This is a genomic window from Streptomyces sp. NPDC033131 (genome assembly GCF_055578365.1).
The window spans coordinates 1-25,569 of record NZ_JBVIPA010000075.1; the positions used below are offsets into that span (position 1 = coordinate 1).

The following is a 25,569-nucleotide window of genomic DNA, read 5'->3' on the forward strand; positions in this document are numbered from 1 at the left end:
CAACGCAGCCCGTAATCGGTTCACTTCATGCTTGTCCACACTCCCAACATGCTCTTGATCAGTGAGAACGCAAAGACCTAACGAAGCACTACTAGCCGCCGAAGGTCACGACCAGGCGTCCGTCCGCAGCGTAGGACCACTTCATCGCGCCGGTGGAGGAGGAGCACCGGGAGCCGTTCGAGCCGGACCAGAACTGGTTGGTGCTGTCGGAGTTGCCGATGATCCGGTCGTTGGTGCCGCTGCCGCTGCGGCACGAGGTGTTGTCGCGGAAGACCGAAGTGCCGCCGTCGAAGCTGAAGTTGCGCTCGGCGTTGTCGATGCTGAGGTTGCCCGACACGGTCATGGAGCCGGGGTTGCTGTTCCAGGTGAACCCGTGCTTGCCGTTGTGGTAGGCGATGCTGCGCCGGACGATGTGGTTCACCGCGATGTCGTCGCCGCCCAGCTTGTAGCCGTTGCGGTCACCGTTGCCGGCCTGGGAGCCGTCGGTGAGCGTGCCGTTGTCGTAGGCGAGGGAGTCCTCGATGGTCACCGCGCCGATGGGCCCGGTGTCGGTCTTGGTGTAGAGGTCCCAGCCGTCGTCGATGTTGTTGTGGGCCACGGCGTAGCGGAACACGTTGCCGGGTCCGGAGGTGAGCTTCGCGGCGAAGCCGTCGGCGTCCTCGCCGTCGGAGTCGGCGTTGTCGTGCGACTCGGCGCTCAGGACGAGGTTGTTGGACGGCCACTGGCTGCTGGGCGTGCTGGAGAGCATCCGTGAGAGCTGCAGGCCGGTGTCCCGGTTGAAGCGCGTCACCGTGCGCTCGAAGATGTTGTTGCTGCCGCCGACGAAGATCCCGTTGTCCCCGGCACGTTCTACCACCAGGCCCTTGACGTGCCAGTACGAGCCGTTCACCGCGAGTCCGCGGTTCGCGGGGTCCTCTGTCTGGGCGGAGAAGTTCAGCACCGGCGTCTCGCCCGGGTAGGCGGCCAGTTCCGTACGGTCGCTCGCCGTGCCGTTGTTGCCCGCCGGGATGGTGACCGTCTGCGAGTAGCGGTAGGTGCCACCGCGCAGGTAGATCGTCCCGCCGGGGGTGATCCGGCTGATCGCCGAGGTGAGCGTGGTCGGGGCCGCCTGCGTTCCGGCGGCGCCGTCGGTGCCGTTCGGCGCCACGTACAGCGCGGAGCCCGTCGGTGGCGTGGTGGTGCCGCCCACCTCGGCGTCGAGGTAGTCGATGTTGGGCAGGCCGACGGCGGCGGTGGGGCTGAGCCGGACGGTGTTGCTGCCCGAACTCACCGGCACCGTCAGCGTCTTGGTCGTCCACGCGCCCCACGTGCCGGTGGACTCGAACGACGCCGTCGTGACCGTGGAGCCGTTCACGATGACGTTCGCGGGGCGTGCGGCGGTGGACCCGTTGGCGAAGCGGACACTCAGTGTCGCCGTGCCCGCGGTGGCGGCGTTCACGGTGAACTGGGCGTACGCGCCGACCGCGTTGTTGGCGTTGCAGAAGCCGCTGCCGGAGTAGCCGGCCCAGTCGGAGTCGATGGAGCCGGTGCAGACCGCCGGGGAACTCTCGGCCTCGTAGCGGGTGGGAGCGGCCTGCGCCGTGGTGCCGGAAACCACGACGAGTGTGCCGGTCAGCAGGCTGATGGACGCGATGACGGGTCTCAGTTGCATCGTTCGTCTCCAGGTGGGTTGTCTCGTCCGACCAGGGGCGGCTCGGTGAACGGGGCCAACCGGGTGCCGTGAGGCGGCTTGTTCGGCATCATGAATGGGGCAGGACGCCGAACCTTGCACCCAGCTGGGAGAAAGCGCTTTCCCCGGACCGTAGAGGGGTCGCCGTGAACGCGTCAACGGTCGTGTACATGATCATTGTTCACAGTGATGAACTTCGCGCTGAGTCGGTGCTGGGTAAACGAAACGGCACCGTCCGCAGACGGTGCCGTTCGCTACTGCTGGATCTCGGGGACTACGGCGTCCACTTGACGTTCGGGTTCAGCCGGCCGGTCCAGTTGAAGATGGCCATGTTGTCCCAGCCGTTGCCGCTGTTGTTGATGTCGGCCGGATCCCAGCCGTTGCCCTTGACCGCGTACCAGGTCGGTTCCCAGTAGAAGACGCCGATCGCGCCGGCGTTGCGGGCCGTGTTCTGCACGGCGGTGAAGTTGTCGGCCTGGCCCTGCCAGGTGAGCGGGTAGCCCGAGCAGCCGGAGTTGATCGAGTTGGTGGTGCTGTCCGCGTCCGCCGAGGTGAACGGGTACGCCGTCTCGGCGATGACCACGTCCTTGCCGTACCGGGACTTCACGTCGGACACCACGCTGCCCATGTTGGCCAGCGTGCCGTGCCACGGGCAGTAGTAGGACAGGCCGGTGATGTCCCAGTTGACGCCCTTGGCCTTGATGCCGTCGTAGAACCAGCGGGCATGCGCGTCGCTGTCCGAGTTGGCGGTGTGGATGATCACCTTGGTGCCGCTGTTGCAGGCCTTGGTCGCGTTGTAGCCCGACTTGAGGAGCAGGCTGAGGTTGGTGAAGTCGTTGTTCACCACCTTGCCCTCGTTCCACAGCATGCCGACGTTGATCTCGTTGCCGATCTGCACGCTGTCCGGGGTGGTGCCCTGGGACTTGAGGCTGTTGCAGACGTCGTACGTGTAGTCGTAGACGTCCGTCTGCAACTGCCCGATGCCGTGGCCTGCCCAGGCCGCGGGCTTGTACTGCTTGCCCGGGTCGGCCCAGGTGTCGGAGTAGTGGAAGTCGACCAGCAGCTTGAGGCCCTTGGCCTTGACCTGCCTCGCGTAGGCCAGCACCTTCGCCTTGTTGTTGTAGCCACTGGCCGGGTTGTTCCATACCCGCAGGCGGACGTAGTTCACGCCGGCGCCCTTGAGGATGTCGAGCGGGTCCTTGGCGGTGCCGCTCGCGTCGTAGTACTTGGCGCCGAGATCGAGGGCCCGCTGCGCGGTCGAGACGTCGGCGCCGAGCATGGTGAGCGTGCCCGCGGCGGAGGCGGTCGTGGGGGTGGTGAGCAGGGACGCGGGCAGGGCGACGGCTGCCATGAGCAGGGCGGCCTTCACTGTGCGACCTGGACCGTTCACGGTCATCCCGAACTCCTTTGATCGAGACGTGCGAGCCGAGCAGGGGCTTGGCATGCGCATGTAGCGGTTTCCGTGAACGTTCACAGTAAGGGAGGTGACAGGGGCTGTAAATATATGTGTCGCGCGGATTTCGTACAGGTCGGAGACGTGGTGCCGATGCTGCCTGCTTGGGTACGTGCACAGTCATGAATCATCGGGCGGACCGGGTGCCCTTGGCCGCCGTTACCTGATTGATCATCAATTTCCTTGTCCTGCAAGGAGGTTCGGGCCATGCTGTGATCCGTCTGTGAACTCCTGATTCATGGAGGAACATCCGTGCCGTCCAACCCCCCACCGACCTCACGCCCGACAGGCCGCCGAAGACTGGCCGTCGGAGCACTGGTCACCGCACTGTTCGGCCAGTTGCTCGCCGGAACCGCCGTCGCGGCACCCTCGGCCACGACGCCGTCACCCGGGCGAATAGCCTGGGAACCCTGCCAATCCCCGACCGGTGAGGGCGCCTTCGAGTGCGCCACCGTCAAGGTCCCCGTGGACTGGAAGCGGCCGAGCGGCGCCACCATCGACCTGGCCCTCGCCCGTCACCTGGCCACCGACCCCGAGCACCGGATCGGTTCGCTGCTGATCAACCCCGGCGGCCCGGGCGGCTCCGGGGTGGGCTTCGCGTTCAGCGCGCCCAACTCCTTCTCGCCCGAACTGATCGAGCGTTTCGACATCGTGGGCTTCGACCCGCGCGGCGTCGGCCTCAGCAACCCGGTGATGTGCGACGAGGACCGGGTGGCCGAGCAGGGCGGACTCCTCTACCCGGACAGCGCCTCCTCCTTCGCCGCCCTGCGCGAGGCGAACCGCGCGCTCGGCGAGAACTGCCGCGACCTCACCGGGCCGCTCGTCGACAACATGGACACCGCGAGCGTCATCCGCGACATGGAGGCGATCCGGGCCGGCCTCGGCGAGAAGCGGATCAGCTACTACGGCGTCTCCTACGGCACCGGGATCGGCCAGCAGTACGCCGAGCGCTACCCGCACCGCGTCCGTGCCATGACGATCGACTCGAACATGGACCACAGCCTCAACCCGTGGACCTACCAGAAGACCGAGACCGTCGCGATGGAGGAGTCGTACGGCCAGTTCGCCGACTGGTGCGCGCGGACCGCCTCATGCGTGCTGCACGACCAGGACGCCCGTGCCCTGTTCGACTCGCTCTACAAGCGGGCCGACGCCGGTGAGCTGGTCCTGCCGGGCGACCCGCCCTACACCTACACCACCCAGGACCTCCAGGGCCTCGCCTTCGGCTACATGTACGACCCGGCCACCTGGTTCCAGTTCGCCGAGGACCTCGCCTACCTGGACGCCCCGGACCCCGCGGCGGCACGGTCCCTCGGCAAGCGCGGCGAGCCGACGGAATTCGCGTACCTCCCGGTGATGTGCCAGGACTACGACTTCGACGTGCCGTCCTACGGCACGCTGGCCCGCTTCGAACGCCGACTGGCCCGCCTCGCCCCGGTCACCCGGCTCAGCTCCCTCGCCTGGACGGACCTGACCGGCTGCCAGAACTGGCCGACCGAGGTGACCAACCCGCCCCACCGGCTTCGCGTCGACGGCACTCCGCCGATCCTGGTGACCAACAGCCGGTACGACGTGGCCACCCCGCACTCCTGGGGGGCCAACGCGGCCCGCCAGATCGGCCGCGAGGCCGTGTTCCTCACGTACGACGGTGTCGGGCACGGCGACTACTGGCTGAGCCCCTGCGCGCGTGACGCCATCGACACCTACCTGATCACCCTGAAGACCCCCCGCAAGGGCACCCATTGCCCCGCGGTCTGGCCGGCCGGGCCCTCCGCCCAACGCCAGTCGCCGAGCGGAGGTCTCGTCAATCCGCTGCCCGAGCTGCTGGGCACGGGAGCGCGCCGGTGAGCCGGCGTGACGCGGCCTGATCCGACGCGGTGGTGAGCGCGGCCTGGTCCGACGCGGCCGTGAACGCGGTTGATCGGACGAGGTCGTGAGTGAGGGGGCGCGGTCCCGGTCGGGGCCGCGTCCCTTCGTGTGCCACGTGACGATACGTGCGCGATGTCTTGACGTGTACTTGGCATGGTGGCTTCATGGGAGCGCTCCCATGACACTGCTGATGCCTGAGTTTCTCGGCGCTCACCCCTGGAGTCGCAATGAGAACGAGAAGAAGCACGACACGAAAGGACCCGTTGGGCCGTCTGCTGACCGGCCTCGCCACCCTGATCGGCCTCGTGGTGCTCGGCGTCCTCTGCCCCGTCGCAGCCCAAGCCCAAGCCCAAGTCGAAGCGCAAACCCAAGTTCAGGACCAAGCGCAGGCCACCGGCCTGCACATCAGTGACGGCCGTCTGCTGGAGGGCAACGGCAACGACTTCGTCATGCGCGGCGTCAACCACGCCCACACCTGGTATCCGGGCGAGACGCAGTCACTGGCCGACATCAAGGCGCTGGGCGCCAACAGCGTCCGCGTCGTGCTCTCCGACGGCCACCGCTGGACCGAGAACAGCCCTGCCGACGTGGCGAACATCGTCGACCAGTGCAAGGCCAACCGGCTGATCTGCGTACTCGAGGTGCACGACACCACCGGTTACGGAGAGGAGGCCGCGGCCGGAACGCTCGACCACGCCGCCGACTACTGGATCGGTCTCAAGGACGTACTCGCCGGCGAAGAGAACTACGTCATCATCAACATCGGCAACGAGCCCTGGGGCAACACCAACCCTGCCGGCTGGACCGACCCCACGATCGCGGCCGTGAAGAAACTGCGCACCGCCGGCTTCGAGCACACGATCATGGTGGACGCGCCCAACTGGGGCCAGGACTGGCAGGGTGTCATGCGCGCCAACGCCCAGTCCGTCTACGACGCCGACGTCACCGGCAACCTGATCTTCTCGATCCACATGTACAGCGTCTACGACACCGCCCAGGAGATCACCGACTACCTGAACGCCTTCGTCGACGCCCGACTGCCCATACTGATCGGGGAGTTCGGCGGACCTGCGGACCAGTGGGGCGATCCCGACGAGGACACCATGATGGCCACCGCCGAGGCGCTCGACCTCGGCTATCTGGCCTGGTCCTGGAGCGGGAACACCGACCCGGTCCTCGACCTGTCGATCGGCTTCGATCCCGACCGGCTCAGCTCCTGGGGCCAGCGCATCTTCAACGGCGCCAACGGCATCGCCCAGACCTCCGAGGAAGCCACCGTCTTCGGCGGCGGCAACCCGGGGGACACCCAGGCCCCGACCGCTCCCGGCACCCCGACCGCATCCTCCGTGACGGCCACCTCCGCCGCCCTCACCTGGACCGCGGCCACCGACAACGTCGGCGTCGCCGGCTATGACGTCGTCCGCGTCAGCGGCAGCACCGAGACCAAGGCCGCCGCCTCCGCCACCAACTCGGTGACGGTGACCGGCCTGACCGCCGCCTCGTCGTACACCTTCGCCGTCTACGCCCGGGACGCGGCAGGGAACCGCTCGGCCCGCTCGGCCACGGTGAACGTCAGCACGGGCAGCGCCCCGAGCGGGAACTGCTCCGTCGCCTACCGCGCCACCAACGAGTGGTCCGGCGGCTTCCAGGGCGAGATCGTCATCCGCAACACCGGTACCGCCGCCATCAGCGGCTGGACGCTCGGCTTCAGCTTCGCCAACGGCCAGACCATCAACAACATGTGGGGCGGGACCCCCACCCAGAGCGGCGGCACGGTGAGCGTCGCCCCCGCGTCCTACACCTCCACCATCCCGGCCGCGGGCTCGGTCACCCTCGGCTTCATCGCCAACAAGGGCACCACCAACACCGCGCCGACCGCGTTCACGCTCAAGGGGACGGCCTGCGCCACGTCCTGACCCGAGACGTGGCCGGTCTTCCCGTGGTACCGGCAGTCGTCATGGACGTGTGCGAAGCGCGTCCATGACGACTGCCGCGTCTGCATGGGTCCCGGGCGCGCGATCAGGCGTCATGCGGCCCGCGCATCTCACCTACGTCACCGACATCGGTGTAGGTGACGTCCATCAGGCGCCGGATCCGGCGCCTCGAAGAGGCGCTGGGCCGGTCCCTGCTGGACCGCAGCACCCGTCACCCGCAGCTCACCCGCAGCTCATCGCGGAGGGCCTGCGGCTCCAGGCCGAGCTCAAGGTGCTGCTGCCCCGGCTGGAGGCGGCGCTCAGACCGCCGGCCACCGACCGCCCGCTGCGGCTCGGCCACAGCTGGGGATTCCCGATGGGCCGTGGGCGCCGGGCCGTCGAGCTGATGGAGCAGGAGCACCAGGTACTGGTGGAACTGGTGCGCCGGGACGACCGGACGGCGGGGCTCGCCGACGGCTCCGTGGACGCGGCGCTGGTGGGGGGTGGGGGGCGTGTCGAGGACCCGCGGTACACGGCCGTGGAGGTGCTGCGCGACGAACGGGTGCCGGCGATCTCCGGCACTCCACGCTCGCCGTGCGCGACTCGGTGAGCCGGAGGGACCTGGGCCGCCGTTGTCTGGTGCTGAACACGGCCAGCGGCACCCTCACCCCCGGACGACCGGCCGGCCGGGGCCCGGCCCGAGATCGGCGCGGAGGCCGCCAACCTCGACGAGGACCTGCACGCCGTGGCCGCCCGCCGTGGCGTCGGCGCGTTGCCCGCCTCGGTCGCGGCCGGAAACCCGGACCCCGACGTCCGGTGCCTCCCGGTCACCGGCGCCCCGTCCGCCGTCCTCTCGTACGTGCGTCCGCGTACCAACTCGTATCCGCACGCCGCACACCCGGTGGCCGCGCTGACCGGGAGCACCGCCCGCCGCACCACGAGCACGGTGGGGACGGCGTCTCCGGGGCCCGTACGCCGTGACCAGCTGCCGGACCCGTCGTCGCTCCGGCCCGCATGATCCACATCAGGACGAGCCGGTCTGCTGATGCCGGGCACGGGCCGCCTGACTCGCGAACCGTCCCGTCATCCGTCGCCATCAGGATGAATGCTCCGGCCGCGGTCGGGTACGCGAGCAGGACCGCACTCGGGGCGATCTTGCCCCGCGCGGGCCGCACGACCGCCGCTATCAGGGGAATCATCAGCCATGGAAACACCTGCGTACGACAACACCGTCACACCGGCCCGGCGGGCGCTGGACGCGCTGGCCGAGAACACCGAGGACACGGCGGCACTGGACACCCTCGCGAGCAGCGAGGTGCTGGTGCCGGTGCCCGACGACGCCGGTCAGGAGGAAGCCGGTGATTCCAGCGTGGTGGCGCTGCCGGTCCTCGAGCAGCCGGACGGCGCCCCCGTGGTGCCCGTCTTCACCTCCGAGCCGGAGATGGCCGAGCTCCTGCCGTACGTCTCCCGCTACCGTCTGGTCCCGCTGGGCGCACTCGCCGCACAGTGGCCGGCCGACGACCTGTCCCTGACCATCGACGCGAACTCCGCGCACCCGCTGACCCTCACCTCGGAGGGCGTCCGCACCCTGCTGGCGAGGCCGTAGGGACGAGCGGAACGGGCCCGGCCACCGCTCAGCGGCAGGGGGATCGGCCGAGCCAGGACCGGTATGCGCGACCGGGGTGCGGGCAGGCTCTTGCCCCCGCACCCCGGTTTTTCGCATGCCCGGGAACGACCCGGCACGCCTCACAGGCACTTGCCGGGATTGAGGATCCCCCGAGGATCGAACACCTCCTTCAGACGCCGCTGCAGCGCGTGCGCCGCGGGCCCGAGTTCCTCGGCGACCCACTGCCGCTTCAGCAGACCCACCCCGTGTTCGCCGGTCAGTGTGCCGCCCAGCCGCAGTGCCAGGGCGAAGATCTCACCGGCCGCCTCCCACGCGGCCTCCGGCAGCCGGTCCAGGGACGGGTCCACGACGAGGATCGGGTGCAGATTGCCGTCCGCCGCATGAGCGAGGGTGAACACGGGCACGTCGTGGCGTGCGGAGATCGCCCGTATCCCGCGCGCCGCCTCGGCCAGCCGTGAGCGCGGTACCCCGATGTCCTCGATGAGCGGACGACCGAGCCGCTCCAGTGACGGCAGCGCGAGACGGCGGGCCGCGAGCAGGGCCTCCGCCTCGGCGGGGTCCTCCGCCGTCTCCACCGTCGTGGCCAGGGGAGCGAGCAGCCGGGCCACATCGCCCGTACCGGCCAGGGCGTGGCCCTGCTCGCCGCCGTGGGCCCCGCCCCGGACGGCCTGACTCCGTACGGGGGCCTCCCCGCGGTCACCCCGATCCCGATGAGCGCGCTGGCCCGCCCCGGGGCTGATCCGGCCACGGTCGAGGCCGCCTTCGCCGCCGCACGTGATCTGCTGCGCTGACGCGGAGGTGCGGACCGGAGCGGTCCGGACCGGTCGGACCGGACACCGGACCCAGATCCGGCGTCAGGCCAGCGTCCGGGCCAGCACCTCGCGCTGCAGCGGCAGCACCTCGGCGTGCAGATCGCGGCCCTTGCGGGTCAGGGCGACCCACACGCCCCGCCGGTCCTCCATGCAGACCGAGCGCTCCACCAGTCCGTCCTTCTCCAGGCGTCCGATGAGACGGGACAGCGCGCTCTGACTGAGATGCACCCGCCCGGCGAGGTTCTGCACCCGGCACTGGTCGCCTTCCTCGGGCGCCTCGGAGGCGAGCACGTCGAGGACCTCGAAGTCGCTCGCGCCCAGCCCGTGCGGGTGCAGCACGCGGTCGATCTCGCACATCGTGCGCGCGTGCACCGACAGGATGTCCCGCCACTGTTCTTCGAGCCGGGTACCGGCCGCTTTCACTGCCATACACCAATGTTAATGCGTGTGCATCGACATCGGACGAAGAGAGCGCCTCGGGCGTACTCGGGCGCGCTCGGGCGTTCCGGATCCGTAAGGGGCAGGCGGCTCAGGCGTCCTGGACGAGCCCGACGAGGTTCCCGTCCGCGTCCTTCACCGAGGCGATCATCCTGCCGCCGCCGACCTCCTGAACGTCCTGGAGCAGTTCGGCGCCCGCGTCGAGCAGCGCGGCGAGCCGGCCCCGGATGTCGGCGACGTGCCAGTAGGGGACGGGGCCGGTCATGCCCTTGGCGTGTCCGTTCGGGTCCAGGCCGACGTCCTGGCCGGCGTCCTTGAAGCCGACGTAGTAGGGCTCGTCCGCGTAGGGCTCGACCTCCAGCAGGGCGCTGAACAGGGCCTTCGCCCGGGCGATGTCCTTGACGGGGTAGACGATCGTGTTGAGACCGGCGGTCATGGCGGGCTCCTCGGTACTGCGCGGACCGACGGATTTCGTCGGTGGTCCCACGCTAGGCCGGGAGGCGGGAAGCGGCTTCTCCGATCCTGACCGGTTGCCGCGAACCTGTCGGGCGACCGCCCGCCGGAGCGGAGACACGCGGGCAGATCCCCGTGATCAGAGCCGGGCGCGCACTCGACCAGGTCGAGCGAGGCCGCACCGCGGCGATACGGGCGCGCAGGGCGTCGGCCTCCCGCCGCGGCAGCACGTCGCCCGACGTCGTCGGCGCCACCGGAGGTCATGGTGCGGATCGCGTCCGGCGGCAGCTCTGCTTCCTTGCTGCACGGCACGACGGCCACCGCACGCGCACGCGATCATCGGCACGCCGCAGGGGCGAAGCCCTGCCGGTCCCGTGCCCGGGTGATCAGCCCCACCGACTCCCCGTACCGCAGTACATGGGGGACCAGCCCGAAGTGCTCCGGGACGTCGGTCCTGCCCGGTCACGGCGGCTCCCCGCGCCGCACGCGCTCACTGCGGACTTGCTCTCCGCCGGGTCTTCGGCGACCTGCGCGTCAGCTGCGGACGACGGTTGTCACCGGCCCGGCCGCCCTGCCGCTGCTGCGCGGTCTCGCCGAGGCGGTGTGCCGCCGGGGCGGTCAGCCGGGAGCGGGCCGAGGGCTGGATCCCCAGCAGCGGGAGCGCGCGGCGGGAGACCGGCTGTCCGCGCCGGTGTCAGCGCTTCCTGGCCTCGGCCACGAGCCCGCTCTGCGGCTCCGGGCCGGTTCATGAGTCGGCTCTGCGGCTCCGGGCCGGTTCATGAGTCGGCTCTGCGGCCCCGGGCCGCTGCACGAGCCCGCCCCGATGCCGCAGGCCGGTTCACCAGCCCGTCCCGGCACCCTCAGGTGCCCTCCGGCCGGTTCACCAGCCCGTCCCGGCACCCTCAGGTGCCCTCCGGCCGGTTCACCAGCCCAGCCCCGCCCAATGCCCCGGCCGCTGCACGAGCCCAACCCGGTGCCTCAGGTCGACTCCCGCTTCACCAGTTCCGTCGGCAGAATCACCGCCGCCGCGTCCTCGCCGCCTATCTGCGCCAGCAGTACACGGACCATCTCGGCGCTGATGCGGTCCCAAGGCTGCCGGATCGTCGTCAGTTCGGGCCGGGAGGCCAGGGCGGCCGGGGAGTCGTCGAAGCCGCCCACCGCCACATCGTCCGGCACCCGCCGCCCCGCCCGCTCCAGTGCCGTCAGGACGCCCTGCGCCATCAGGTCGGAGGCGACGAAGACGGCGTCCACGTCCGGGGCCTGCGCGAGCAGCCGCTCGCCGCCGGCCTCGCCGCTGGCCCGGCTGTAGTCGCCGGAGACGACGAGCCGTTCGTCGATGGCGACGCCTGCCTCGGTGAGCACTTCCCGGTATCCGGCGAGGCGCTCGACACCGCCCGGCGTGTCCAGCGGGCCGGTGACCACGCCGACCCGGCGACGGCCCAGGGACAGCAGGTGGCGCACCATGTCCCGGGCGCCGTCCCGGTCGTCGGCCGCCACGTAGCTCACCCGGGAACCGAGCCCGATCGGCTTGCCGCACGCCACCAGCGGGACGCCCGCCGCACGCAGCTCCTCGGCGATCGGGTCCCCGGAGTGGCTGGAGACCAGCAGCACTCCGTCGACGTGCCCGGCGGTGATGTAGCGCGTGATGCGCCGCCGCTCGTCCTCGGTGCCGGCCAGCATCAGCAGCAGCGGGATGTCATGGGCGGCCAGCGCCTGGGTGCAGCCGCGCAACAGGACGTTGAAGTTGGGGTCCTCGAAGAACCGCTCCTGCGGCTCGCTCAGCAGGAATCCCACTGAGTCGGAACGCCCGGTGATCAGCGAACGCGCGTGCCGGTTGACGACGTACCCGGTCTTGCGGATGGCGGCGTTGACCGCCTCCTGGGCGGCGGGACTGACGTAGTGGCCGCCGTTGAGCACGCGTGAGACGGTGCCGCGTGAGACCCCTGCCTCCCGTGCCACGTCGTGGATCGTCGGCGCTCTCCGCCGGGCCCCCGCATTGTTCATGGTCACGACTTTAAGGGGTCCTTTCACTATGAGCGTCCGATCAGGTCGCGTGGTCTGGTGCCGTGCATCGCAAGGCGCCGGAGCGGCCGCGATGGGGGTCCCCCCGCGCGAGGTTGTTCGAGCGTGGGGGAGGAGCCACGTGGGCGTTTCGGCAACGCGGCGAGGTGCGGTGCCAGGCCGCGCGACCCGGACGGGCATAGTGAAAGGACCCCTAAGGCCCCGGCGGTCCGATGACGGCCGCCCTGTCGGCGGGATGACCACAGGGGAGGACCACTGGATGCCCATGTTCGTCCTGCGGGGCAGGGCCCGCCTCTGGGTAACCCCGCCGCCTGCGACTACGCCCGTTCACCACGGCCGGCCGGCCGACGCCGCCTCCTCCGCCTCGCCGACCACGTGCCCTGGACCCATAGATCACCAGCGTCCTGGGACGACTCGCACTCCTACCCATTCCCGGCTGAACAGCAGGTCCACCAGCCCTTACGACCAGAGGCCCCGGCCCTCGGCAGTGTCGAGGCCAGAGCTCGCCTTCCGCACGCTCAGGCCAAAGCCGTCCCCAGCAGCTCGACGCGATGCGACGTCGTTCGGGCGCTCACACCGAGTATGCCGAAGATGAGATCACGGCCCATCGTCGCGCCCACCAGCGTATTGACCGGGCCGAACGAGGCCGCCATCGGTGTGACCGCGGCTCCGGCCGTGGCCTTTGCCTTTTGGCGTGACGCGATGAAGGCCGGGACATCGGCGGGCCGGATCAGGGGGCCGCTCGACCCTACCCGGAGGCCGCAGCCTCCCGTGATCATCGACGTTCCGCGCTCAAGACAGGCTTGAGCGCACAGTTCCGGCAGTGATGCAGGACGGTCGGCCGCGACAACGAGGAACCCACCTTCGTACAGGTACGGCACCAACGCCTCGCTGGTCGTGATGGTTTCCATGACAGCGGTCGGCTCCGCTTCAGGGAGGCGCTCACGCACCCACTCGCGGGCCACATCGACCTTTGCCCGTCCGACGTCACAACGCCGGTAGAGGTATTGGCGGTTCAAGTTCTCCAGCGCGACCCGGTCGCCGTCCACGAGCGTGAGCCCGCCCACGCCCGCACCCACGATCTCGGCCAGCACCGCGCCGCCGATGCCCCCGACGCCGAGAACGGTCACGTGCGCCGCGCGCAGCCGATCCTGTGCCGCGCCGGCATCCAGACCCAAGGCCGCGAAGTACTCGACCTGGTTTCTCCAAGCGGACGAGTGCCACGAACGGTCGAACGGTGCGACTACGAGGCGAAGCCGAAGAAGCGTACGCACGATGGCGTCCACTCGGCTTCCGCTCGGCGCCGGGAGGCCGGCCGGCTCGTCGGAGACCGCTTCGAGCCATTCGAACATCGATTCAGGGCAGCGTCGGACGAGCAGTACCTCGTCGGAAAAGACGCGCAGCTCGTCGCCGTCGCGGGACCAGGTCGCCGCGGGCGAGAGAACGTAGCGGTCGATTCCGTCAGCCATCCCTGGCCTTCCTTCGTAGCGAGATCACCGTTTGGCGAAGATCATGAAGAATCGGCGTCCCAGCTGCAGCGGGGGAAGCGCACGGCCCCCATCGGTGGCCAGGGCCGACCTGCCAGTGCCTCGCGCTGCAGCCAGTGGCCTGGGAGACGCAGGAGCGGCAGGACCGGACACTGCTCGCGGACCGCTCGACGCAGCTCGTCGTACGTCGCATCGTCGTCCGGGAACTCGGACAGCCGGTGCAGCAGCGGCGCGAGTACGGGGTCACGGCGCGCCGGGTCGAGCAGGTCCAGAGCACAGATCGGATCCTCGAAGAGCGGGCCCCGCAACGCGAGGAGCAGGTCGAAGGACTGCGCCGAGCCCGAGACGAAGTCGGCGGGTGCCAGCTCGACCTCGACTCCGAGGTTCTCGGTCAGCTGAGCCGCGGCCTCTTCGGCCACGAGCAGATCGGGGTAGTAGTCCCAGTAGCCCAGGCGCAGCCGTTCACCGGAGCCGATGGTGCTGGGCGGTGCCTCGACGTGGTGGTCGGGCGCTGCCGACTCCACACCGTTCCAGCACCGTGCGACAAGGCGGTCATACCGAATCGCGCCGAGGAGCCGGCGACGGAACTCCGCGTCACCCACCGCCGACGGACTGCCGGGGGTGATCTCCAGACACATCTCGATCGCGGTCGGTGCCGTGTGGAACGCCCGGCTGCCCGCGAAGTCCGGGACACGGTCGAGCGGAAACGCCGTCGCGCACGTCACATCGACCTCGCCCCGCCGGAACCTCGCCGGGGCGTCGTGCGGATCGCGGCGGACGAGCACCCGCACAGGTGGCGTGCCGGCCTTGACGGGTTCGAGCCAGTACTCGTCATCGGCGGTGCGCACGGCACGCTCGTACGTACCGGAGGACAGTTGCCCGCACGATGAGACCAGTGCACCGGCCAACCGCTGGCCCGCCTGGAGCTCCAGGTCGTGTTTGCCGCCTTGTTCCGGCGCATTCCGACACTGGCCCTGGCCGTCGACCTCGGCGACCTCCCGTTCATGGACGACGGGCTCGGGTACGGCGTCAAGAAGATGCCCGTGAGCTGGTAAGTGAATGAGGTTGAGCCGGTGGCAGGAGTCGGAGAGCGTGGTCGAGATCTGTCTCCTGCCGAACGGAGCCCGGCACGCGCCCCCGCCACGTCGGAACGCCGCGCCCGTACTGCCCGTACGAACGAGGCCTTCCGCCCTGCGCTCACACGCACCAGGTCCCGCCAGGCCCGCCCTTCGGGTGGACGAAGCCGCATCTCAGACACACTCGGAGTTCTTCGTTCGCTTCAGGACGGCGCACATCCTGATTCCCGGCGGTCACAGAACTTGCGTGCGGTCACAGAACTTGCGTGCGAGCCGATCAGGCTCCGGTACCCTCACAGGACGCATTCGCCGCCTGCGGCCCTTCCTCCCAGGAACCAAGTGACGAGATCCGGGATTTCCCTGACCTCATGCCCACGCCGGCTCCAAGATGCGCCCCACCGGTTCCAGCACTTGGCACCTCCACGAGGATGGCCGCGGCGCCGGCAACGGTTCCCGGAGGGTCGGCCCAATGTCCTGCGCGAAGTACGGACTCGAGGTTCCGGTCGACGGCGGAGGCCCAACACCAATGATCACCGGAGTCACCAGGGGGAGCCCGCAGCATGACCGGCACCACGGAGGCCCTTGGCGGGTCGGCTGCAGTCGACGATGCAGCACGAAACGTCACGCGCCCGTTCTACGTATACGCCGTGCTCGCCAACACGTTGTTCCAACGCGGCGTATTCGTCCTCTTCCTCTATGAGCGAGGCTTCTCCGTCGGGCAAGTGGCCCTCCTGCAGACCCTGCTCTACCTGGTCAGCGGACTTGCAGAGATGCCGACAGGAATCATCGCCGACCGAATCGGCAGGCGTGCCAGCATCGTGATCGGCCAGGTGCTGATTGCTGGATGTCTGCTCGGTCAGGTGACGTTCTCCAACTACTGGGTGTTCCTGGCGCTGTTCATCGGGCAGGGCGTGGGCATGGCATGTGTGTCCGGTTCGGACACCGCCCTGCTGTACGACCTGCTCGTGCGTCGTGGTGCGACGGCCAGCTATGTCAAGATCAAGTCCCGGTTCACCATGCTCGGGACGGTCACCTCGGGAGCCGCCATCGTCCTCGGCGGCCAACTGCAGCAGATTTCCTGGGGAGTCGTCTACGTCGGTTCGGCGGCGTGCCTCGTCCTCGCCGTGGTGGTGCTGATGTCAAGGGTGCCTGAGATCCGCGGCGCGGACGCGGTGGACGAACAGGACGGGGCCAAGGAGGCGCACAGCGACGCCACGGCACGGCGGGCGATGCTTCGGGTCGCCACGCCGGCGCTCGTGACGCTTGTCGTGGTGTCCGGATTGATGCATGCGACGTTGACGCCGTACATCATCTTCACCCAGAAGACCCTCTCCGATCAGGGAGCGGGCACCGCATGGGTCAGCGTGGTCATATCGGCGGGATTCTTCGTCGGCGGACTCACTCCGTTGCTGTCGGACCGCGCGAACCGGCGCATCGGGTACCGGGTCATCGTCCCGGTGTCTCTCCTGACGCTCGCCGTGGCGCTCGGCCTGAGCGGCCTCGGCCTTGTCTGGGTCACCATCGCCTCGTTCCTCGTCCTGGTCGGAATTCCCGAGATCACGGCCGTGCTCGTGGACAACGTGTTCAACGAGGCAGTGCCGTCGCGCCACCGGGCGAGCCTGCTGTCGATGATCGCATTCGTGGAGTCGGCGCTCATCGGCATCGGCTATCTCGTCCTCGGCGCGCTCATGGACGGGTTGGGCTCCAGTGTGGGCATGGCCACCTACGCCGCGGTCCCCCTGCTGGCATGTCTCCTGTGGCTCCCGGTGCTCTTCCGAGGGGCGCGGGTGACCACCGAGATGGAGAAGCCCGCCGACCAAAAGGCATCCTGAAACAGACCATCTCGAGCAACGCCCCTAACCGATGAGGAGCCGAAGTGGAATTGATGCAGATCGGGCACAACCGACCGGTGCTGGATCTCATCCCGCCGGTCGTGCACGATGGCGGAACTCCCTTCTCTCGACGATCGACAGGTTGCGGCGAACACCCGACTGCTCGCGCTGTCGGGTGTCGAGGTGTTGGCGGCACTGATTACGAATGGAATCCTCTGCCTGGCGCAAGATCCGAGGACTCAGAGTCTCGTACGCGATGACGAGACGTTGCTGCCGGGCCTCGTCCATGAGGTGCAGCGGTACGCGAGCCCGATTGCGCGGGGGATCTATCGGATGACGAAGGAGCCATCCGTGATAGGCCAGTACGCGGTTCCCGCAGGTACTTTGCTCGTCATCGGGGTGGACGTTTGCGACAGGGACACGTCGGTGCTTCCCGATGCTCACAGGTTTGACCGAAGTCGCGGTCGGGATTTCGAAAACCTGACGTTCGGTCACGGGCGGCATTCATGCCTGGGCATCCCAGTCACACGTCTTAGGGGTCCTTTCACTATGAGCGTCCGATCAGGTCGCGTGGTCTGGTGCCGTGCATCGCAAGGCGCCGGAGCGGCCTCGATGGGGGTCCCCCCGCGCGAGGTTGTTCGAGCGTGGGGGAGGAGCCACGTGGGCGTTTCGGCAACGCGGCGAGGTGCGGTGCCAGGCCGCGCGACCCGGACGGGCATAGTGAAAGGACCCCTTATTGCGGCGCAGGCCCTGCGCGCGTTCATCTCGGGAACCACGAGTTTCGGCCTGACCGTGGAGCCGTCAGAGCTGCGCTTCCACGAGACTGCGGTCATGAACGGTCTCGTCGAACTCCCGATTTGGGTTGAGTGCGCGAACTAGTGTCTCGTGATCCTGATTGCCCTACTTCGGTTCCGCCGGCATGCGGCGCAGCCGCCACTCCCGCCGTAGGCCGAGTGGGCGGTCCGTGGGCGTGAGCGCGATGACCTGCGCCTGCCCAACTCCCTTGTCTTCATCGCCGAATGGGCACGCCGATGTGAGCAGGAGGTCCTGGCCCGGCTTGGCTGCCCCTGCGATCCGTTCACCGGGGGCTACCGCGTTCCCGGCGAACGCACTTTGCGCGATGCGTTCCCGCACGTCGATCCGGTGGCGCTCACCGCGGCCGGATTCGACCACCTGACCGCGCTGACAGCGCGGCCTGCACCTCCAGATCGTCACCGTCAAGACGTCCCTCTGAGCGCCGGTGATCGTGGCAACGAGGCTGCGCAAGGGCTCGGCCAACTCCGGCAAGGGCGCTGCGTCGCTGCTGCGCGAAATCCTTGCCACGGTCTGCGCGATGGGCACAGATCATCGTCCGCGCCGCCGCCGCGCACTTCTCCCACAAGATCGAAGAAGACCCGCCAGGGCATCGCCGGCGACGCCTGCACGCCCATCCAGTACACGACCTCGTGCAGGACGCCGAGGCAAGACGCTGGATCTCCGATGCCGAGATCGCCGAAGCTCCCCGCACCGTAACCCGCCTGTGGAGAGCAGGTGTTTCGCCGATCTCGAGGACTCCGCCGAAAGCGCGTCGAGTGACGAGCACTGCCGGCGCCAAGACGTCCGTGGCCTGAAATGCGTTGCCTATCATGATCGCAGGAAAGAGAATACCGCCGCATGGGACATGTGGAAGCTGCGCATCTGGAGTACTACCTGCCGGACGGGCGGGTCCTGCTCGGGGATGCCTCGTTCCGAGTGGGCGAAGGCGCTGTTGTGGCGCTCGTCGGTCCGAACGGCGCAGGCAAGACAACGTTGTTGCGCTTGATCTCGGGGGAGCTCAAGGCACACTCCGGCACCGTGACGACCGGCGGTGGTCTGGGTGTGATGCCGCAGTTCGTCGGTTCGGTGCGGGACGAGCGGACCGTGCGGGACTTGCTGGCGTCCGTGGCCCAGCCGCGGATCCGAGAGGCGGCCAAGGTGGTCGACGAGGCCGAGCACCTGATCATGACGGTCGACGACGAGGCCGCGCAGATGAAGTACGCGCAAGCCCTCAGCGACTGGGCCGAGGCACGAGGATACGAGGCCGAGACCGTCTGGGACATGTGCACCACCTCCGCGCTCGGCATGATCTACGAGAAGGCCCAGTGGCGTGAGGTGCGCACACTCAGCGGCGGTGAACAGAAACGGCTGGTCCTGGAGGCTCTGCTGCGCGGTCCCGACGAGGTGCTGTTGCTCGACGAGCCCGACAACTATCTGGACGTGCCCGGTAAGCGCTGGCTGGAGGAACAGCTGGCAGAGACCCGGAAAACCGTACTGCTCATCTCCCACGACCGCGAACTGCTCTCACGAACTGCCCAGAAGATCGTCGCGGTCGAGCCCAGCCCTGCCGGTTCCGAAGTGTGGGTGCACGGCGGCGGTTTCGACACCTTCCACGAGGCCCGGCGGGAGCGGTTCGCGCGCTTCGAGGAGCTGAAGCGGCGCTGGGACGAGAAGCACGCCCAGCTGAAGAAGCTCGTCCTGGACATGCAGCAGTACGCCGCCCGCAGCGACGCCTTGGCCTCGCGCTACCACGCGGCGCAGACCCGGCTGAGGAAGTTCGAGGAGGCGGGGCCGCCGCCGGAGCCGCCGCGCGAGCAGGACATCCGCATGCGGCTGCGCGGCGGGCGGACCGGAGTGCGGGCCGTGACCTGCGAGAACCTTGAGCTGACCGGTCTGATGAAGCCGTTCTCCCTCGAGGTCTTCTACGGGGATCGGGTCGCCGTCCTCGGCTCGAACGGTTCCGGGAAGTCACACTTCCTGCGGCTGCTCGCCGACGACGAGTCCGTCGCGCATGCAGGGATGTGGAAGCTCGGCGCGCGGGTCGTGCCGGGGCACTTCGCGCAGACCCACGCCCACCCCGAGCTGGTCGGGCGGCCGCTCGTCGACATCCTGTGGACCGAGCACGCCAAGGACCGGGGCGCGGCGATGTCGGTGCTGCGGCGATACGAGCTGGAGCGGCAGGGGGACCAGCCGTTCGACAAGCTGTCGGGTGGGCAGCAGGCGCGGTTCCAGATCCTGCTCCTGGAGCTTGCCGGCACGACGATGCTGCTGCTCGACGAGCCCACGGACAACCTGGACCTGGAGTCGGCGGAGGCCCTGCAGGAGGGACTGGAAGCGTACGAGGGAACGGTCCTCGCCGTCACCCATGACCGGTGGTTCGCCCGGTCCTTCGACCGGTACCTGGTCTTCGGCTCGGACGGGGTCGCCAGGGAGACGGCGGAGCCGGTCTGGGACGAGCGCAGGGTCGAACGGGTCCGCTGAGCGGGTCCCGGGGCGTCAGCCGAGCGCAGAGAACGAGTCGGCGTCCATCGCGCCGTCCAGGCCAGATGTATTGATCACGCGCGTTGTCGACACTCACGGGTCTTGATCATGGGGAAGACCTCCGGTGTGGTGGGGCCGTCCGGGACTGCGCCGCACGGAGGTCCCAGCTGAACCGGATCTTGTAGCGGACCTGAAGCCAGACTTGATCCTCGGCCGAGTAGCGGTCGCTGCCCAGGACCCCGCCCTTGGGGTGCCGGGTGAGGCCGCCGCCTGTGCTGTCGCGCCCGCTCGGGTGGTACTCGCGGTAGCCGGCCGCCCTGGCGTTTCATGGAACGCCAGGGCGGCTTCCCGGCTGGTCGTCACTGTCGCCGCGCGGGTGCGCCTCGTCTCTGCACGCTGAGCGAAAGCCGACGATCCCCACGCCTTGGATGTGATCATCCTGCGCGAGTGGCCAGGGCCGAACTGGCCACAAGGGTCTCCCTTGGCTTCTCCAGTGGCGCCGACTGGCTGTGATCGTGCACAGCAAGCTCCGCTTCCAGACTCTTGGCAAGCCTCACCCCTGTACGGTTATCTTGGCCCGCAAGCTACTGAGGCCGTGTGTGCACGTTCCCAACAATCAGAAACGGGAGAGACCCATGCCGGAGACCACCCCCAGGGGCCTCACCAGGCTCGCCTTCGGCGGGGACTACAACCCGGAGCAGTGGCCCGAGAGTGTGTGGGAGGAGGACGTACGGCTGATGCGGGAGGCCGGCGTCACCATGGTGAGCGTCGGGATCTTCTCCTGGGCGCTGCTGGAACCCGCACCCGGCACATACGACTTCGGCTGGCTGGACCGGCTCCTGGACCTGCTGCACGACAACGGCATACGCGTCGACCTCGGCACGCCCACCGTGGCCCCCCCGGCCTGGTTCTACGGCGCCCACCCCGACGCACTGCCCCTGACGGCAGACGGCGTCCGCCTCGCGTTCGGCTCGCGGGGCGCGATCTGCCACAGCAACGCCGACTACCGCGCCGCCGCCGCGAACATCACCACCCGGCTGGCCGAGCGCTACGCCGGTCACCCGGCCCTGGCCATGTGGCACGTGCACAACGAGTACGGCGTCCCGGTCTCCGCCTGCTACTGCGACTCCTGCGCCGCCCACTTCCGCCGCTGGCTGGCCACGACCTACGGGACCGTCGACGCCGTCAACGAGGCCTGGGGCACCGCCTTCTGGGGGCAGCGCTACGCCGGCCTCGACCAGATCAACCCGCCCCGCACGGCGCCCACGGTCGGCAACCCCGGCCAGGCGCTGGACTACAAGCGGTTCGCCGACGCCACCATGCGCGAGAACTTCCGCACCGAGCGGGACATCCTGCACCGCCTCGCGCCCGGCATCCCGGTCACCACCAACTTCATGACCGCGTTCAGCCAGTGCGACTCCGTCGACTACTGGGCCTGGGGCCGCGAGGTCGACCTGGTCACCAACGACCACTACCTGATCACCGACGGCCGCCGCACCCACGTCAACCTCGCGATGGCCGCCGACCTGACCCGCTCGGTCGCGGGCGGCGCCCCGTGGCTGCTGCTCGAGCACTCCACCTCGGGCATCAACTGGCAGCCCCGCAACCCCGCCAAGGCCCCCGGCCAGATGGCCCGCAACTCCCTCGCGCACGTGGCGCGCGGCTCCGAGGGCGCCATGTTCTTCCAGTGGCGCCAGTCGCGGCGCGGCGCCGAGAAGTTCCACTCGGCGATGGTCCCGCACGGCGGCACGGAAACCCGTGTGTGGCGCGAAGTGGTCGAACTGGGCGCGTCCCTCGACTCGTTGAGCACCGTCCGGGGCACCCGCGCCGTCGCCGACGTGGCGGTCCTGTGGGACTGGCACTCCTGGTGGGCCCAGAACCTCCAGTGGCGCCCCAGCGAGGACCACGACCCGCGCGAGCGCGCCGACGCCTTCTACGAGGCCCTCTACGACCGCCACCTCACCGTCGACTTCGCGCACCCGGAAGCCGACTTGTCGGCCTATCCCCTTGTCGTCGTCCCCGCCCTGTACCTGATGACGGAGGCGGCAGGCCGCAACGTCAAGGAGTACGTCGAGAACGGCGGCACCCTCGTGGTCTCCTACTTCTCCGGCATCGTCGACGAGCACGACGCCGTGCACGAGGGCGCCTGCCCGGGGGCGCTGCGGGACGTACTCGGCCTGACCGTCGAGGAGTTCTCGCCGCTCCTGAAGGACCAGTCGGTGCGCATCACCGGCCCCGACGGCTCCGAGCTCACCGCGGACGTGTGGACCGAGTTCGTGGTGCCGCGCCGTGCCGAGACCGTGTGGACGTACGCCGACGGCCTGGCCGCCGGCCACCCGGCCGTGACCCGGCACCGCCTCGGCGAGGGCACCGCCTGGTACGTCTCCACGCGCCTGACCGCCGAGGGCCTGGACGCCCTGCTGGGCTGGGCCGTCGACGACGCCGGCATCGGCACCCGCGCCGACCTGCCCCGCGACGTCGAGGTGGTGCGCCGGACCGGCGAGTCGGGCACCTATCTGTTCGCGATCAACCACACCGCCACGGACGTCAAGGTGCCGCTGGACGCCGACGGCACGGAGCTGCTGACCGGTGAACGGGCCGCGGGCCGCCTCGGCGTCCCGGCGGGGGCCGTCCGCGTCGTGCGGCTCGACGGCTGAACCGACTCCCCTCCGCCCGTGCGAGCGCACGAGCCGCGGGCGGAGGGGCCTCACACCCCGCCAGGCACAGCCCTGTGCCGAACGACCTTTCACCGCAAGGGAGTTCGGTACCGGACAACGTCGTGGAGTCCCCTACGCGGTGGCATCGGCTGCGCCACAGTGGGAAGACGCTGTACGAGGAGCCCGGACGGAGGGGAACGCGATGCTGAGGACTCCCACCGGCGCGAGGCGTCTTGTCATCCTGGAATGGCTGAAGGACCCGGCCGCGCACTTCCCGCCGCAGCCGTACGGCGATCCTGTGACGGACGGGGTGACCGCAGACGCCGTCGCCGGGAAACTCGGGGTCCGCCGGGCCGTCGCCGAGACCCACCTCGACCTGCTCGCGGACATCGGCCTGCTGCGCACCACGCGGATCCGGCGCCGCACCCACTACCGGCGCGACGAGATGCGGATCGCCGAGGTGACGCGCATGTTCGAAAAGGGCTGGTAGGCGACCGGCCCGCGGGGGTACCCGCCTGCGAGGAGGATGTGCCCCCGGCAGCGAAGGGCAGGCGCGCATGAACCGTCCCACGGCTCTGCTTCCCCGCCACTACGTGGCGATCGGCGGCCGCGGCCCCGAGGACGTGGTGGCCGACGACCGCGGCCGCGTGCTGACCGGTGTCCAGGACGGCCGGATCCTGCGCCTGAGCGGCCTGACCGACCCCGCCACGACCCGCGTCGAGGTGCTCACCAGGACCGGCGGCAGGCCGCTCGGCCTCCACCTCCTGCCCGACGACGCCCTGTTGGTGTGCGACGCCGAACGCGGACTGCTGGGCGTGGACCTCACCGACGGCACGGTACGGGTCCTCGCCGCCACGATGGCGGGGGAGCGGCTGCGCTTCTGCAGCAACGTGGTCGCCCTCTCCGACGGAACCGTGTACTTCACCGTCTCCAGCCGCCGCTACCCGCTCGAGGAGTGGATCGGTGACCTGGTCGAGCGCACCGGCACCGGCCGGCTCCTGCGCCTGGCCCCGGGCACCGACGAGCCCGAAGTCCTGCTGGAGGGTCTGCAGTTCGCCAACGGCCTCGCACCGAGCGCCGACGAGACCTTCCTGGTCGTGGCGGAGACGGGCGCCTACCGGCTGACCCGGTACTGGCTCACCGGACCGAAGGCGGGCCGCGCCGAACCCTTCGTCGAGAACCTGCCGGGCATGCCCGACAACCTCTGGCGCGGCGAACCGGACGGCCCGATCTGGGTCCCGCTGGCCGGCCCCCGCGTCCCGCCCCTCGACCTGCTGCACCGCGGCACCCCCGACGTCCGCCGCACCGCCGCCCGCATCGCCGTGCGCGCCCCGTTCCGCCCCTCCGGCACGATCGGCATCCTCGCGGTGGACGATCGCGGCGAGATCGTCCACCACCTCAGCCGCCGCCGCTCCGGCTTCCGCATGGTCACCAGCGTCTGCGAGACCGACGGCCACCTGATCCTGGGCAGCCTGTGGGAACCCGGCATCGCGGTCTGCGAGGCGCCGCACCCGAAGTGACCCCGACACGCACCGGGGTTAACCTGATGACCAGCCGCGATCACCACGCGGCGCGGCGGTGGGGCCCGCCGTACCCGAACCGCGGCCCGGATGCCGCCAACGGTCCCTACTTGCGATGGAGCATGCCCGCACGCCAGGGCCCCGGCGAGTAGGAGTCGTACGACCATGACAGCCCAGGAGACCGACAGCCTTCGTGTTCCCGCCCCGCGACAGCCCCGCCGGCATGGCCAGGCACCGGTCGTCGCGGTGGTCGCGCTCGGCGGTGCCCTCGGCGCCACCGCCCGGTACGCGGCCGCTGTGTGGTGGCCCGCCCCGCCGGGCGGATTCCCCTGGGCGACCTTCTGGACCAACGTCGTCGGCTGTGCGGTCATCGGCGTGTTCATGGTGGTCATCACCGACGTGTGGGCCGCTCACCGGCTCGTCCGCCCCTTCTTCGGCACCGGCGTCCTCGGCGGTTTCACCACCTTCTCGACGTACGCGGTCGACATCCAGAAGCTGGTCGACTCCGGCCATCCCCGGGCGGGCCTGGCCTATCTCTTCGCGACGCTCATCGCGGCGCTCACCGCGGTGTGGCTCGCGGTCGCGGCCACCCGCCGTGTCCTGAAGTGGAGGCGGCCATGACGAGGCTGACCGGCAGCGCCCTGCGGGTGACCGTCTTCGTCGGCGAGCACGACACCTGGCACCACAGGCCCCTCTACAGCGAGATCGTGCACCGCGCCCACGGGGCCGGCCTCGCGGGCGCCAGCGTCTTCCGCGGCATCGAGGGCTTCGGCGCCTCCTTGCTGATCCACACCTCCCGGCTGCTGTCCCTGAACGAGGACCTGCCGGTGGCCGTCGTGATCGTGGACGACGAGGAGCGGGTACGGGCGTTCCTGCCGCAGCTCGACGAACTCGTCACCGAGGGACTGGTGATCCTCGACGACTGCGAGGTCATCAGGTACGTCGGCCAGGACGACGAAAAGGGCGATCCGGGCGCGAAGGGTAAGAGGTGGTTGTGAACTGGCTGCTGGTCGTCGCGGGTGCCATGGTCGGCGCCCCGCTGCGCTACCTCACCGACCGGGCGGTGCAGTCCCGGCACGATTCGGTCTTCCCCTGGGGCACCTTCGCGGTGAACCTCACCGGCTGTCTGATCCTCGGCCTGCTGGCCGGCGCGGCGGCCTCGGGAGCCGCCGGTTCCCACCTCCAACTGCTTCTGGGGACCGGCCTGTGCGGGGCGCTGACGACGTACTCGACGTTCTCCTACGAGACGCTCCGGCTGGCCGAGACGGGGGCGGGGTTCTACGCCGCCGTCAACGTGATCGGGAGTGTGGCGGCAGGTCTGGGGGCCGCCTTCGTGGGCGTGGCGGTGGCTCAGGCGGTGTGGGCCTAGGCGCAATGCCGGTGACTTAGATGCCCTGCGCTCGTTGGTTGTGGTGTGGCGAGGGTGGGGCAGGTCAAGTCGCCTGCGGGCGAGCGTTTGTCGGAC

At 69.6% G+C, this 25,569-nt stretch carries 24 protein-coding genes and 1 pseudogene; 16 read left to right on the forward strand and 9 right to left on the reverse strand.

Annotated elements, in window-relative coordinates; translation table 11 throughout:
• Nucleotides 1–91: 91 nt before the first annotated feature.
• Both ACZ5XS_RS43785 and ACZ5XS_RS43790 read right to left on the reverse strand, forming a co-directional pair.
• Nucleotides 92–1,651, reverse strand: coding sequence for a carbohydrate-binding protein (locus ACZ5XS_RS43785; protein ID WP_468661131.1), 1,560 nt, complete (start codon nt 1,649–1,651; stop codon nt 92–94).
• Nucleotides 1,652–1,943: 292 nt separating this feature from the next.
• A complete protein-coding gene (locus tag ACZ5XS_RS43790; protein ID WP_468661133.1) occupies nt 1,944–3,065 on the reverse strand; it encodes a glycoside hydrolase family 53 protein in 1,122 nt (373 codons plus the stop codon).
• 309 nt (nt 3,066–3,374) lie between these two features.
• Here ACZ5XS_RS43790 and ACZ5XS_RS43795 point away from each other — a divergent pair, with 309 nt between their 5' ends.
• The 5 genes from ACZ5XS_RS43795 to ACZ5XS_RS43815 all read left to right on the forward strand — a co-directional run bounded on the left by ACZ5XS_RS43795 (nt 3,375) and on the right by ACZ5XS_RS43815 (nt 8,510).
• A complete protein-coding gene (locus tag ACZ5XS_RS43795; protein ID WP_468661135.1) occupies nt 3,375–4,970 on the forward strand; it encodes an alpha/beta hydrolase in 1,596 nt (531 codons plus the stop codon).
• 248 nt (nt 4,971–5,218) lie between these two features.
• Nucleotides 5,219–6,907, forward strand: a complete 1,689-nt coding sequence (locus tag ACZ5XS_RS43800) for a cellulase family glycosylhydrolase (protein WP_468661137.1) — start codon at nt 5,219–5,221, stop codon at nt 6,905–6,907.
• Between the two features lie 112 nt (nt 6,908–7,019).
• Nucleotides 7,020–7,514 carry a hypothetical protein gene (locus tag ACZ5XS_RS43805; RefSeq protein ID WP_468661139.1) on the forward strand — a complete coding sequence of 165 codons (495 nt, stop codon included), beginning with the start codon at nt 7,020–7,022 and terminating at the stop codon, nt 7,512–7,514.
• A 135-nt stretch (nt 7,515–7,649) separates the two neighbouring features.
• Nucleotides 7,650–7,922, forward strand: a complete 273-nt coding sequence (locus ACZ5XS_RS43810) for a hypothetical protein (protein ID WP_468661140.1) — start codon at nt 7,650–7,652, stop codon at nt 7,920–7,922.
• A gap of 186 nt (nt 7,923–8,108) precedes the next feature.
• Nucleotides 8,109–8,510 (forward strand): SseB family protein, encoded by a 402-nt coding sequence (locus ACZ5XS_RS43815; RefSeq protein ID WP_468661142.1) that lies wholly within the window; start codon nt 8,109–8,111, stop codon nt 8,508–8,510.
• 140 nt (nt 8,511–8,650) lie between these two features.
• Here the strand turns inward: ACZ5XS_RS43815 and ACZ5XS_RS43820 are convergent, their stop codons facing one another.
• Complete coding sequence (locus ACZ5XS_RS43820) at nt 8,651–9,139, reverse strand: FAD-linked oxidase C-terminal domain-containing protein (protein ID WP_468661143.1); 489 nt, start codon at nt 9,137–9,139, stop codon at nt 8,651–8,653.
• A 21-nt stretch (nt 9,140–9,160) separates the two neighbouring features.
• Here ACZ5XS_RS43820 and ACZ5XS_RS43825 point away from each other — a divergent pair, with 21 nt between their 5' ends.
• The gene (locus ACZ5XS_RS43825; RefSeq protein WP_468661145.1) at nt 9,161–9,322 is read left to right on the forward strand and encodes a hypothetical protein; all 162 of its coding nucleotides are present in this window, start codon (nt 9,161–9,163) and stop codon (nt 9,320–9,322) included.
• 63 nt (nt 9,323–9,385) lie between these two features.
• On the opposite strand, the gene ACZ5XS_RS43830 is transcribed toward ACZ5XS_RS43825, so the two are convergent.
• The 5 genes from ACZ5XS_RS43830 to ACZ5XS_RS43850 form a co-directional block, all read right to left on the reverse strand.
• Nucleotides 9,386–9,772 carry a MarR family winged helix-turn-helix transcriptional regulator gene (locus tag ACZ5XS_RS43830; RefSeq protein ID WP_468661147.1) on the reverse strand — a complete coding sequence of 129 codons (387 nt, stop codon included), beginning with the start codon at nt 9,770–9,772 and terminating at the stop codon, nt 9,386–9,388.
• 100 nt (nt 9,773–9,872) lie between these two features.
• Nucleotides 9,873–10,217, reverse strand: a complete 345-nt coding sequence (locus ACZ5XS_RS43835; RefSeq protein ID WP_217242575.1) for a VOC family protein — start codon at nt 10,215–10,217, stop codon at nt 9,873–9,875.
• Between the two features lie 995 nt (nt 10,218–11,212).
• Nucleotides 11,213–12,244 carry a LacI family DNA-binding transcriptional regulator gene (locus ACZ5XS_RS43840; RefSeq protein WP_468661149.1) on the reverse strand — a complete coding sequence of 344 codons (1,032 nt, stop codon included), beginning with the start codon at nt 12,242–12,244 and terminating at the stop codon, nt 11,213–11,215.
• 530 nt (nt 12,245–12,774) lie between these two features.
• The gene (locus tag ACZ5XS_RS43845; protein WP_468661151.1) at nt 12,775–13,725 is read right to left on the reverse strand and encodes a ThiF family adenylyltransferase; all 951 of its coding nucleotides are present in this window, start codon (nt 13,723–13,725) and stop codon (nt 12,775–12,777) included.
• 41 nt (nt 13,726–13,766) lie between these two features.
• Nucleotides 13,767–14,591 (reverse strand): hypothetical protein, encoded by an 825-nt coding sequence (locus tag ACZ5XS_RS43850; protein ID WP_468661153.1) that lies wholly within the window; start codon nt 14,589–14,591, stop codon nt 13,767–13,769.
• Nucleotides 14,592–14,636: 45 nt separating this feature from the next.
• Between ACZ5XS_RS43850 and ACZ5XS_RS43855 the strand changes: the two are divergent.
• The 3 genes and pseudogenes from ACZ5XS_RS43855 to ACZ5XS_RS43865 form a co-directional block, all read left to right on the forward strand.
• Nucleotides 14,637–14,798: pseudogene (locus ACZ5XS_RS43855) on the forward strand (cytochrome P450); the annotation flags it as partial.
• Nucleotides 14,799–15,379: 581 nt separating this feature from the next.
• Nucleotides 15,380–16,651: an MFS transporter gene (locus ACZ5XS_RS43860; protein WP_468661155.1), complete on the forward strand. Its 1,272-nt coding sequence runs from the start codon at nt 15,380–15,382 to the stop codon at nt 16,649–16,651.
• Nucleotides 16,652–16,759: 108 nt separating this feature from the next.
• Nucleotides 16,760–17,530 (forward strand): cytochrome P450, encoded by a 771-nt coding sequence (locus ACZ5XS_RS43865; protein WP_468661157.1) that lies wholly within the window; start codon nt 16,760–16,762, stop codon nt 17,528–17,530.
• 21 nt (nt 17,531–17,551) lie between these two features.
• Here the strand turns inward: ACZ5XS_RS43865 and ACZ5XS_RS43870 are convergent, their stop codons facing one another.
• On the reverse strand, nt 17,552–17,992 hold the full coding sequence (locus tag ACZ5XS_RS43870; RefSeq protein WP_468661159.1) for a hypothetical protein: 441 nt from the start codon (nt 17,990–17,992) through the stop codon (nt 17,552–17,554).
• A 312-nt stretch (nt 17,993–18,304) separates the two neighbouring features.
• On the opposite strand from ACZ5XS_RS43870, the gene ACZ5XS_RS43875 reads away from it, so the two are divergent.
• From ACZ5XS_RS43875 to crcB (ACZ5XS_RS43905), 7 genes are all read left to right on the forward strand, one after another.
• Complete coding sequence (locus tag ACZ5XS_RS43875; RefSeq protein ID WP_468661161.1) at nt 18,305–19,927, forward strand: ATP-binding cassette domain-containing protein; 1,623 nt, start codon at nt 18,305–18,307, stop codon at nt 19,925–19,927.
• Between the two features lie 635 nt (nt 19,928–20,562).
• Nucleotides 20,563–22,584, forward strand: a complete 2,022-nt coding sequence (locus ACZ5XS_RS43880) for a beta-galactosidase (RefSeq protein ID WP_468661162.1) — start codon at nt 20,563–20,565, stop codon at nt 22,582–22,584.
• Between the two features lie 202 nt (nt 22,585–22,786).
• Nucleotides 22,787–23,074: an ArsR family transcriptional regulator gene (locus tag ACZ5XS_RS43885; protein WP_468661164.1), complete on the forward strand. Its 288-nt coding sequence runs from the start codon at nt 22,787–22,789 to the stop codon at nt 23,072–23,074.
• A gap of 67 nt (nt 23,075–23,141) precedes the next feature.
• A complete protein-coding gene (locus ACZ5XS_RS43890; RefSeq protein WP_468661166.1) occupies nt 23,142–24,104 on the forward strand; it encodes an SMP-30/gluconolactonase/LRE family protein in 963 nt (320 codons plus the stop codon).
• A 165-nt stretch (nt 24,105–24,269) separates the two neighbouring features.
• Complete coding sequence (gene crcB / locus ACZ5XS_RS43895) at nt 24,270–24,725, forward strand: fluoride efflux transporter CrcB (protein WP_468661168.1); 456 nt, start codon at nt 24,270–24,272, stop codon at nt 24,723–24,725.
• Entirely contained in the window at nt 24,722–25,102 is a 381-nt protein-coding gene (locus tag ACZ5XS_RS43900) for a DUF190 domain-containing protein (protein WP_468661170.1), read from the forward strand. The genes crcB (ACZ5XS_RS43895) and ACZ5XS_RS43900 overlap by 4 nt, the downstream gene beginning before the upstream one ends.
• A complete protein-coding gene (gene crcB, locus ACZ5XS_RS43905) occupies nt 25,099–25,473 on the forward strand; it encodes a fluoride efflux transporter CrcB (RefSeq protein WP_468661172.1) in 375 nt (124 codons plus the stop codon). Before ACZ5XS_RS43900 ends, crcB (ACZ5XS_RS43905) begins: the two co-directional genes overlap by 4 nt.
• The last annotated feature ends 96 nt before the right edge of the window (nt 25,474–25,569 follow it).